7 protein-coding genes and 2 pseudogenes are annotated in these 9,959 nt (G+C 56.1%); 1 reads left to right on the top strand and 8 read right to left on the bottom strand.

The annotated features are described in order from the left end of the window. Positions 1-397 precede the first annotated feature (397 nt). The 4 genes from AC0L2L_RS33165 to AC0L2L_RS33150 all read right to left on the bottom strand — a co-directional run bounded on the left by AC0L2L_RS33165 (position 398) and on the right by AC0L2L_RS33150 (position 4,346). Complete coding sequence (locus tag AC0L2L_RS33165; RefSeq protein ID WP_473583997.1) at positions 398-1,483, bottom strand: ABC transporter ATP-binding protein; 1,086 nt, start codon at positions 1,481-1,483, stop codon at positions 398-400. A gap of 12 nt (positions 1,484-1,495) precedes the next feature. Continuing rightward, positions 1,496-2,317: an ABC transporter permease gene (locus AC0L2L_RS33160; protein WP_473583996.1), complete on the bottom strand. Its 822-nt coding sequence runs from the start codon at positions 2,315-2,317 to the stop codon at positions 1,496-1,498. Between the two features lie 4 nt (positions 2,318-2,321). Continuing rightward, positions 2,322-3,182: an ABC transporter permease gene (locus AC0L2L_RS33155; RefSeq protein ID WP_473583995.1), complete on the bottom strand. Its 861-nt coding sequence runs from the start codon at positions 3,180-3,182 to the stop codon at positions 2,322-2,324. Between the two features lie 87 nt (positions 3,183-3,269). Then, positions 3,270-4,346 carry an ABC transporter substrate-binding protein gene (locus AC0L2L_RS33150; RefSeq protein ID WP_473583994.1) on the bottom strand — a complete coding sequence of 359 codons (1,077 nt, stop codon included), beginning with the start codon at positions 4,344-4,346 and terminating at the stop codon, positions 3,270-3,272. A gap of 491 nt (positions 4,347-4,837) precedes the next feature. On the opposite strand from AC0L2L_RS33150, the pseudogene AC0L2L_RS33145 reads away from it, so the two are divergent. Then, positions 4,838-5,736 (top strand): annotated as a pseudogene (locus tag AC0L2L_RS33145) (IS110 family RNA-guided transposase); the annotation flags it as partial. A gap of 201 nt (positions 5,737-5,937) precedes the next feature. Here the strand turns inward: AC0L2L_RS33145 and AC0L2L_RS33140 are convergent. The 4 genes and pseudogenes from AC0L2L_RS33140 to AC0L2L_RS33125 form a co-directional block, all read right to left on the bottom strand. Next, positions 5,938-6,062 (bottom strand): annotated as a pseudogene (locus tag AC0L2L_RS33140) (IS5/IS1182 family transposase); the annotation flags it as partial. Positions 6,063-6,546: 484 nt separating this feature from the next. After that, complete coding sequence (locus AC0L2L_RS33135) at positions 6,547-7,116, bottom strand: ISAs1 family transposase (RefSeq protein ID WP_473583993.1); 570 nt, start codon at positions 7,114-7,116, stop codon at positions 6,547-6,549. Continuing rightward, positions 7,089-7,490, bottom strand: coding sequence for an ISAs1 family transposase (locus AC0L2L_RS33130; protein ID WP_473583992.1), 402 nt, complete (start codon positions 7,488-7,490; stop codon positions 7,089-7,091). Before AC0L2L_RS33130 ends, AC0L2L_RS33135 begins: the two co-directional genes overlap by 28 nt. A gap of 481 nt (positions 7,491-7,971) precedes the next feature. Continuing rightward, positions 7,972-8,733, bottom strand: coding sequence for a class I SAM-dependent methyltransferase (locus AC0L2L_RS33125; protein WP_473583991.1), 762 nt, complete (start codon positions 8,731-8,733; stop codon positions 7,972-7,974). Positions 8,734-9,959: the final 1,226 nt, after the last annotated feature.

Here is a 9,959-nt window from a genome sequence, read left to right as displayed (position 1 = left end):
GAGGCCTTCTCCTTCATGATCTCACCTGCCGAATGATCCAATATCACGCGGTGGGGGCAACAGCCTGCTGGCCGATCTGATGATCAACTGCCCGGCGCGTCAAACGCAGTTTCTATATCATCGTCATCTGGTTCCAATATAGACGCGGCCTGAGAGTGGTGATCCGGCGGCCATATGGCGGGTTCGGGGTATGTCGTCTTGAGCTTAGTAGAAGCGAGATCGCGCCGCGCAGGCCTGACCGAGTAGGTTCTCATGAGTTGGCGATAACAGATCGCTCAATCACTACGGCGGCTCGCCACCAGGCCTAGGGCTGCGCGGTCCCGACCGAACTCGGCTCCTACTGGGAACATTGAACGATGGCCAGCCGTCGGTTGGCAATAGTGAAGCTCTCGACTTCTCAAGACCCACTTGGCACCACAATGCAGTCCTGCGGCCGGAAAGTGATTGACACTTCCTGGCCGGACCGTTCAATACCTTGCCCAATGTACTTTTCGGTCACTGTCAGCAGCTGGCCGCCTGCGATTTCGATCACCAAGTGAAGGTCGGCTCCAAGGTGGGCGATGTCCCGTATTGTGCCGCGCATCTCGTTCACAGGCGTATCTGCCGATGATTGAGCAGGCGCATCGATGTGAATTCGTTCCGGTCGCACGCAGACGTCGAAGGCTCCGGCGTTGCGGCTGCCGACGGGCATTGGCACGAACATCCGAACGCAGCCGGCTTTCAGTTCGGCCAGGCCTTTCGTGCTCTTCGCGAGTTGGCCCGTGAACCAGTTGGAGCGCCCAATAAACTCGGCGACAAAGCGCGTTCTTGGATCGGCATAGATCTCCGTCGGCGCTCCTTGCTGCATGATCCTGCCAGCACTCATAACTACCACGATGTCGCCCAAGCTCATGGCTTCTTCCTGGTCATGGGTGACCACGATAGTCGTTGCGTTCACTGCAGACAGAATCTGTTTCAGCTCAAACCGCAATTCGTGCCGCAATTTCGCGTCAAGGGCCGAAAGTGGTTCGTCGAGCAATACCACCTCGGGGTTCGTGGCCAAGGCCCGGGCAAGCGCCACGCGTTGTTGCTGACCGCCACTCAATTGGCCTGGCCGCCGATCCTCGAAGCCCTTCAACTTGACCAAAGACAACATTTCGGAAACACGACCGGGAATTTTAGCCTTTTCAAAGTTGCGATGCTTCAATCCATAGGCGACATTTTCAACAACCGTCATATGGGGAAAAAGGGCGTAGTCCTGAAACAGAAGGCCGACGTTGCGTTCGTAGGGCCGACGACCTTTCATGTCGACGCCGGAGAACATCACAGCGCCTTCATTGGCGTCCTCAAAGCCCGATATCAGCCTCAAGGTTGTTGTTTTACCGCAACCGCTGGGTCCGAGCAGTGACAGTATGCTCCCCCGTTCAACACTGAATGAAATGTCATCGACGGCTAAGAAACTTCCGTAGCGCTTTGTGACGTGCTTAAGTTCAAGAACACTCATATCTACAGAATCCTATGACCTGAAAACGCCTTTGCCGATCAGGCGATCAAGGCCGATCGTCCACTCGAGAATTAGAATTAAGGCGAAGGTGAATATCATCATCACAACCGAAGCCGCAGCGATCGTTAGGTCAAAGTTCGTGCGCATCATGCTTACCATGGCGACCGGTAGTGTGTAGGTGTCGGGCGAAGTAAGGAACAAACTGACGGCCACGTCGTCCATGGAGAACGCAAATGCAAAGACTGCCCCCGCGACAATACCGGTGCGTGCAAGCGGAAAGGTGACGTCCCAGAATGCTTCGCGCTCCCTGGCGCCCAGGCTCATAGCAGCCTCCGTCAGGGATCTCTGGATACCGACAAGGCCCGCAAGCGTCGTGCGCACCGTATAGGGAAACGTGATGATGATGTGCCCGCCAAGCAGACGCGTGAACCCGTCAAATATGCCGATCATGGCGAAGAACAGCAGCAGCGCAAAACCAATCACCACCGCCGGTACGACGAGCGGCGAGAGGAAAAGCGATTCCAGCGCTTGCTTTCCCGCACCAGCATAGCGGTCGAGGGCGATAGCAGCGCTGACTCCGGCCGCTGTGGAGACGACTGTTGAAATCACAGCGAGAAGGAGACTGGTCGATAGTCCGTTCAGATAATAAGCATCAGAGAAGAAATTCTTGTACCACTGGATTGAGTATTCCGTGGGTGGAAACGGTCCTAGATACGCACGCGCGTCAAACGACATCATGATGGTGACCGCGATCGGGAAGATAAGGAAAATTAACAATATAACGAGGTTGACGGCGCTCAACCCAGCTGCGGCATTATCGATGTAGCGCTTCACGAAATCATCCTCGCTCGGAATTGCGAAACCGCTTCGAAACCACCCAGGTGATGCCGTAAATCGTAATCAGCGCAATCGTGAGCATAGTCATTGCGACGGCGGATCCACTCGGATAATTGGCGATCTCGCTGAAGCGGGCATATATCAAGTTGGAAACGAACAGCACCTTGCCCTTTCCGAGAATCATCGGCACGACAAATGCGCTGAGACACAACGTGAAGCAGATCAGGAAGGCCGATAGCAGCCCAGGCACACAAAGCGGTATTGTGATCGAAAGATGCGATCCCAAGCGCGAAGCGCCAAGTACTTGTGATGCCTCCAGCAGCCTCGGATTCAGATTCTGGATTGTCCCTACCAATGTGATGACTGAAATAGGGATCAAGTAATGCAACAAACCTAATATTACCACCAATTCAGTATAGAAGCGGCTGTTCGCCGAAATATTCAGCAGGCTCGCCAGAAATCCACCAAATCCGGTAGGCCCGAATGTCAACTGCAGGGCGTAGACGCGTACTAATGTGCTCAGAAACATCATACCGATGAAAAAGCCAATGGCGAGCTTCCTCAAAAACGGCCGGCGCTGTCTTGCCACTGCGTAGGCAATAGGGAAAGCTATTACCAAGGCGATAAGCGACGACACGACGCCAAATCGGAAAGTTTCGGCGAAATACCTCAGATAAGGTGGTTCCAAGATTTCAGCGTAGTTGTTCAACGTGTATGGAGCGTCCTTGGCAGAACCGATGCGGCCTGGTTCAAATAGCCGGAAGCTCTCGTCGACAACGTTGCCGAGCGGCAAGACCAGAAGCGCCAGGAACAAGACGAACCCGGGCAACAGCAACAAAGCGGTGCTTCTCTTAGATTTCATCCAGAGCTCCACTCGCGTCACGTATGGCAGAAGAGACCGGGCGCAAGCGGGCGCCCGGTACCATTCCTGCACTTGCGATGCGTGTCGTCACAGAAGCGGGACTATTTCCTGCTCCCAGCGCTTATTCCAACTGTCGACTTCCTTGCCAAGGTGATCCATGTTCGGCAGGATGACAAACTCTTTGAGCTCCTCGGAGGAGAAGCGAAGGTGATCGATGTTGTGTTCCGCCTTTGCGTTGACCGGAACCTCGCCGACCTCCTTTGTATAGCGCTCACTGGCAGCTTTGCTGATCATATAGTTAGCGAAATCAGCTGCCAATTTCTTGTTTTTCGAGCTCTTTAAGATCGCCCAACCAGAGACGAAAAGGAACGTTTTCAAATCCTTGTTCGTTTTGGTCAACGGGACGGCCTTCACGCCCTTGATCGCGGAAAAAGTGCCTTGGTCGACGAAGGTCACCGACGTTTCGCCCGTACCCATTGATGTAATTATATCCGAAGTTGTCGCTGACACGCGTCCTATATTCCCGGATTTCGCGAGTTCCTTTAGGAATTCCCAACCCGGCTCCAGATTGAACTGATCGCCGCCGCGAGCCATCGCCAGGATCACGACCTGCATGTTTGTATTCAAAGTGGGGTTCGGCCAGAGAATTTGGCCTTTGAGTTTCGGGTTCAATAGGTCCTCTATCGACTTGATCTCGATTGGACACTTTTCGGGAACGTAGGTGAAAAAGCTCCCACTGGATCCGCGCGGAACCGCTTTCCAGTTGCCCTTTGCGTCCTTCGGAATCAGCCCTTCGGGAACATCCGCCAAGTTGGGGCAGTCTTCGAGGGTCACTGTCTCCAGCCAGTCTTCATGCATCATCGATTGGAAGACAGCACTCCAGGCATCGACCAGATCGTAAGGTGGATTCGGCCATGCCGCCTTGATCTTTGGCAGAATCGATGCCGCGCCGCCGGCATGCAACGTCCAGTCGATCGAAGCTTTGCCCCATTCAGCCGCAAGCGCCTTGGTATGGTCGATAAAAGGCGGGCCCCACTCAACAACGGACAGCGAATCCGCTGCGCGTGCCTTGCCGCCGATCGGTGCCGTCAATTGCGCTGTGGCAAGCGCCACGCCGCCGGCTACGCCAGTCTTGATAAAGTTCCTTCGCGAGAATTTTGTCATTTGGTGTTCCCCTGTTGTTTGGACGGATCCAACTTTTTGCCGTGCTAGCGACCGTCATGTTAAACTGACGATCATTGGCCGGGTGCGTCCAGCGCAGTTTCGATATCGTCATCATCTTGTTCCAAGATGGAGCTGAGCCAGACTTGGTGAGCCCGACCCAAGCCTCTCAGCACCAAATTTGAGCGAGAAACCGATAACCTATGCGCTTGATCAGATCAGCCGTTTACTCGCCTTCGCCGACGCCTTCGTCCGGCCAAGGCGGCGCTGGTCATCGCCGAGAAATTCTGAGGCGGCGCATTAATCCGACTGGACGCGGCAGCGCCGTGCTGTTCGCCGATCGCCCTCTCTTGGGGCCATCGGCGAAACCACGCCGTCGTCGTGCTAGACGTCGTGTTCCGAGGGCCCGAGATCGGTGGCCCTCCCTTTCGTGGATTAAGAGACGAGGGTTGTTCGGATAGGCCGAGCCGATCCTCACGCACGGAGGACGAACCATGGGAGAGGACAGCGGAGCATTTGTGGCATTTGATGTACCAAGAAGAAGCATGCGGTTGCGGTCGCGAGGGCGCCCGCATGGGGAAGTCCGGTTTCTCGGTGAGGTCGAGAATAGTTCGGATGCTTCGAGGCCGGGCCGACGGGTTACGGACTTTGCCATCAGCTCCGCGATCTTCGTCACGAAGGCATGGTGGTCGCGCCCGCCCTGATTCCGAAGGGCCGGGCGAGCGCATCAAGACGAACCAACGGGACGCGGTCATGCTGGCGCGGCTGCATCGGGCGGGCGAGCTGACCGGGGTATGGGTGCCGGACGTGGTCCACGATGCTGTCCGCGATCTGGTGCGAGCCCGCGAAGCCGCAGCCGACGACCTGCGCCGCAAACGCCAGCAGCTACTTTCCCTCCTCCTGCGCCATGGGCGGATATACCAGAACGGCGGTCATTGGACGTTGGCGCACCGGCGCTGGCTTGCCCGCCAAAGCTTCGAGCATACCGCTCAGCAGATCGTGTTCCAGGAGAAGATCGACGCGATCGAGGACGCGGCTCAGCGACTACATCGCCTGGACGAGCAGTTGCGCGCCGTTGTGCCAACCTGGTCCATGGCGCGGGTCGTCGAGGCCTATCAGGCGATGCGCGGCGCCTCGTTCCTGGTCGCAGTGATATTTGCGGCCGAGATTGGGGATGTGCGTCGCTTCGATACGCCGCCGCAGTTGATGGCCTTTCTCGGCCTCATCCCGGGGGAGCGCTCGACCGGTGACACAGTTCGCCGGTCGAGCCTCACACTCGCCGGCAGTCGACGCGCCCGCCGCGCCTTGGTCGAAGGGGCCTGGACTTATTCGCTATCGAGCCGGGGACAGCGAGGCGCTGAGGCTGCGGCTCGAGGGCTTGCCCAAGGCTGTCAGCCGCCCATCTTTTAGGGTATGGCGACAAACCGGCGGTCGAAAGTAGCTTCCCGAGCTCATTCTGTTCCACATCTTGTATAGGTTGCCCCCATCTTCGACGAGATCGAGATCGTTGTCCCAGACATCCATTTCGGCGATACGCCAGTGACCGGCAAAGGCCTTGGCGATGGCTGGAACCTTGGCCATGCCAGCTGGTCCCAGCGATGAGCTTCGGCAGCCGCACCAGATTTAGGCGGCGGCAGCGAAGGTGAAGCGCCATCCGAGGCCGTGCCGGCCACGGAACTTGGTTTGGCGCTGACCGGCGACCGTCTTGATCCAGCCGAACGTAGTGATGTCGTCGGTGTCCATGTCTCGAAAGCCAGCATGCCATTGCGATTGCCCGAGGGGAACGGAATGGAGAGGTCCGCTATTACGGCGAGACGAGGTGACGCCGTCGGCGTCTCAGGAAGCCTCTCGGTCAAGCCGACGCGGGCATTGCTGATCGGCGCACCCAAGCCGTGGTGCGTGAAGCGGAATTTCGACAACCCGCCCCCGCCACGGCAAATCGTCAACTGCCGCATGTAATCGACCGTGAACTATCTGCAAGTTGTTGACCTGGCATGCTGATTGAGGCGGATTGCGGCTTTGGAACTACAGGATTTGCGTTGTTTGATCGCTTTCTTGCAATTCGGCTTTACGGTTCCCTTGTGGCGCGAAGCGTGATTCACTCGGTTCGGCGGCGGCGAATCGAGGGGACGGCAGTGTCCAGGCCACGAGAAGCGCGAGACGGGAGAGCAGGACCTGTTCCCAGGGAAATCGGGTGAGTTAATTATCGAGGGATGATGCTTGCCAAGAATTCATCGTCCCATGCGGCGACTTTTCGTTTCAGTTGCAAGGAGTCCTTGCCTGGTGCGGCTCGGATGAGATTGAGCGCCATATGTTTTATTGTGGTGAAGTTTGCGGGAGCGTGATCGGTTCGCAGGCGGCATTCGTCATCTCGGAAGACCATATCGAGCACCAGGAGGCTGTTCTCGACAGCCCAATGGTCTCGGATGAGGGGCCCGATCAGGCTGGCGATGAGAACCAGCGAGGTAATGTAGAAACGCGTCTCCCGCTCGATCTTGCCGCCAGCCTCACGCGTGCTCTGGATCATGACAACGCTGTTGAGGCCCGGCCATTGATGGGTCTTTTGAAGCCAGTCGATATCGTGGATGACCGTGATGTCCCGGGTCTCGATGCGTCCGTGATCGCCATCGACAGTACGGGCGCGGCTCACGGTGGTGTCCTTGAAGTTGCTGGCTTTTTGCTCGGCGGCGAAGAGTTCGACATCCTCGCGCAGTGTGGCGCGCTGGCAACCAATGGCATCGATCGTCACAATGGCACCTTCAATGGCCAGCATGTCCAGCAGCCTGGGAATAGCGAGGATCTCATTGGCTTGTCCGCCACCTTGACCTGCCCCAGCACCAGACGCCGGCGGGCGGCGAAGGCGGAAACCATGTGTATCGGCTCCTCGGCACTCCTGGAGCCGTTGGAGCGGCGGACCGTCTTGCCGTCTATGGCGACGACGCCTTCCGGTGCGCCCGTCAGTGACGCTACCCACGCCACAAAACAGCGCTGGAAGTGTTCGGCATCGAGGCTGGCGAGGATATCGCCCAGATGATCATGCGCTGGCACGCCTTCACGAAAGGGACGAAACCGGCGCCAGAGATCAAGCTTCTTGTCACCAAAGCGCGAGATGTCGGCGATGGTTCCCGCCCCGGCAATCACGGCCACAAGACAGAGCAACAACACCTTATCCAGCGGATAGCGAACCTTTGCCTTTTGCCGCGATGACCGAGGCGCTCCATATTGTCAGCAAAACCAGGTGCGCGCGTAAGCGAGACGAAGGATTAGTTAAGGGCGGCCATGGCCTGCTTCACTGCAACGACGGTGACATCCGGCCCTTCTCCTCAACCAGTCAATATCGTCGACGACCAGTGCCGGTGAACACCTTGAACCGGCTCACACCGGCTCCGCCCTCAAAGCCCTGAACTCGTCACATGCCGAAGCCCTCAATGGCTCCGAACCTGCCCCCAAGCCACCGCACGAAAGGTACCCTCAGAGTATCCCTTACAACAAAACGGATACTTTTAGCTGTCAGCTTACAATAGTGTTGTCCCGTCCAGCCAAGAGAAACATTCTCGAAGTTTCAGTGTTTCTTAGAGGATCGGTTGAGCAACCTTTCGGAACATCACGCCGGGCCAGGCAGGTGGAATTATTTCGATGCGACAATCACGAGGCGCGAGCTATCGTATGTAAACGGTCCTCCCTCGTGCCCATAAGCTTCAACGGCCTCGAACCCCGCGATTCGCAACATGCGAACATATTCAGAAAACCCGTACTGTCTGAAAGAAAGGTGCGCTCGTCTAACACATCCATCGCGGACGATAATTCTTTCGAGGTTCGATCGGTCGCTTAGCACGTCGTTGCTAAATATATCTATCCTCACATTGTCGTTGCGCTGCGAAACGTAACAGATAGGCGACTTTTGGCGTAGGAAATCCAAGCGATTTGGGTAATCTATTAGTAGACGTCCTCCCTTTCGAAGTGAAGAAGCGGCTTCACAAAGAACTCTCTCATTGTCCGCGTCATCGAAATAGCCAAACGTCGTGTACCAGAGAAAAGCCGCCTCGAAGCGATCTCGCCAGGGAAGCGAGCGCATGTCGCCCTGAACGTACTCAACATTTACACCGCGTTCAGCAGCATCTGCTTCGGCTTTTTTTAGCAAGATCGGCGAGATATCAAGCCCGGCCAGCTGCGCCCCTTTTTCCGCTAGTCGATTGGTAATCCGCCCATAGCCGCATCCAAGTTCAAGCACTGGGCTGCCTTGCTTGAGAGAAAGAAGCTTCCAAATCACTCCTGCTTGACGATCGCTAGTCTCTGGTGAATTTACTATATCTCCGAAATAAATATAATCTTCATCGAAGTACTCCTCAAGATCCAATTTTGACACAGTATTGCTGATCACTTCGTTCATCTAGAGCTTCCTTGCAAATTTGCAACCCATATTCGGATAGGCTTCAGAAGATATAAAGAAAATGTTTTATGAAAATTTTCAGACCAATGTTAAACTTTTCTTGCGGCAGTTGTCGACTGCCGTTTGAGATTGTATCGGGCCGGTATGGTGCCTCCTGAGTCCGCTCTCGAGGTTTGTCAACATGGAAGAGTTTGGTCTGGGCCGGTCGAGCATACGGGCCCTTGACTACCCATTACATTGATATGGTGGAAGAGCGCGGTGAACCGTTCCTTCTTCCTCAGCCTTGCGGCTTGCCGTACTCGGTCCAGCGACAGGGACATGCGAGCCCGGCTCTGTGTCCGGTGCATGCGTTGCTGTTCCGCGTTCCCCTTGGTCTCCGGCCTTGGCTCCCCCAACTCCGCTGCCGGTTGCCCGGCTTTGTTCGTCGGCTTCACAGCTACTATGCCGGAGTCAGACTTCTCCTGTTTGTTGCAGGGCTGTTGTCAGGGGCATGTCCTTGTCCGATCTGATTAGTCGGCGGCCAGCAGCCTGCTTGACACGTGCTGTGCGGCGGTACCGAGGATAGATTGGCTTTACCTTTTTCTAGTCTGGTGAACGTACCATCATCAGCGATTTTGCGGCTTAACGATTCTGCGAATTTCATTGAATGTTTTGTTGCACTGGCGGAAGGAGAGACAATATGCAAGCCGCGGGTCAGCGGCGAGCATTGGCGAACTGTTCGCCGCCGGACCAGCAGTTCGCCAACTCGCACAGGGGGCGTTGCAACAGATCTTTCAAAGAAATTCATATAGACTTCGCAACTTCCAGCCGCTGGAAATGGTACGTTGGCCCTAACATTGAACTAAGTCGTTATGTCATCTATTCGTCAAGCGCTGAACAGCATAGCGTGTGAGTTTAAAAGAAAATGCCTTGTCTCTCAAGCGCTGCTTCATTCGCTGCAACACAATAGGCAGAATGCAATGTCCTGTGGGTGTTGTGCTCAACGCCGCGCTGCTGGGCGCCCGCATGCATGTGGACCCTCGCGCCTCAGGTAACGGCAAATTGCTGGCAATCCGCAACTATGAGGGGGAGACTCCAGGATTTGCGCACAACCCGTGCACCGCCCATTTTCCGTCGGATCTGCCGTTACAACGCTATCGAGCTGCCCCGGAGCGACGGACAAGCCGAGAGCTAAAGACGTAATGGCAACGCCGATTTTCTGCGCTCCAGCAACAGGGTAATGCCCA

The organism is Mesorhizobium sp. WSM4832 (genome assembly GCF_055811115.1).
The sequence above is the reverse complement of the archived record's forward strand: the minus strand, read 5'-3'. Positions and strand labels throughout refer to the sequence as shown.

Coding starts and splice junctions, on each gene's coding strand:
- AC0L2L_RS33165 (WP_473583997.1), bottom strand. CDS start 1,483: ATGAGTGTTCTTGAACTTAAGCACGTCACAAAGCGCTACGGAAGTTTC.
- AC0L2L_RS33155 (WP_473583995.1), bottom strand. CDS start 3,182: ATGAAATCTAAGAGAAGCACCGCTTTGTTGCTGTTGCCCGGGTTCGTC.
- AC0L2L_RS33150 (WP_473583994.1), bottom strand. CDS start 4,346: ATGACAAAATTCTCGCGAAGGAACTTTATCAAGACTGGCGTAGCCGGC.
- AC0L2L_RS33135 (WP_473583993.1), bottom strand. CDS start 7,116: ATGCTGGCCATTGAAGGTGCCATTGTGACGATCGATGCCATTGGTTGC.
- AC0L2L_RS33125 (WP_473583991.1), bottom strand. CDS start 8,733: ATGAACGAAGTGATCAGCAATACTGTGTCAAAATTGGATCTTGAGGAG.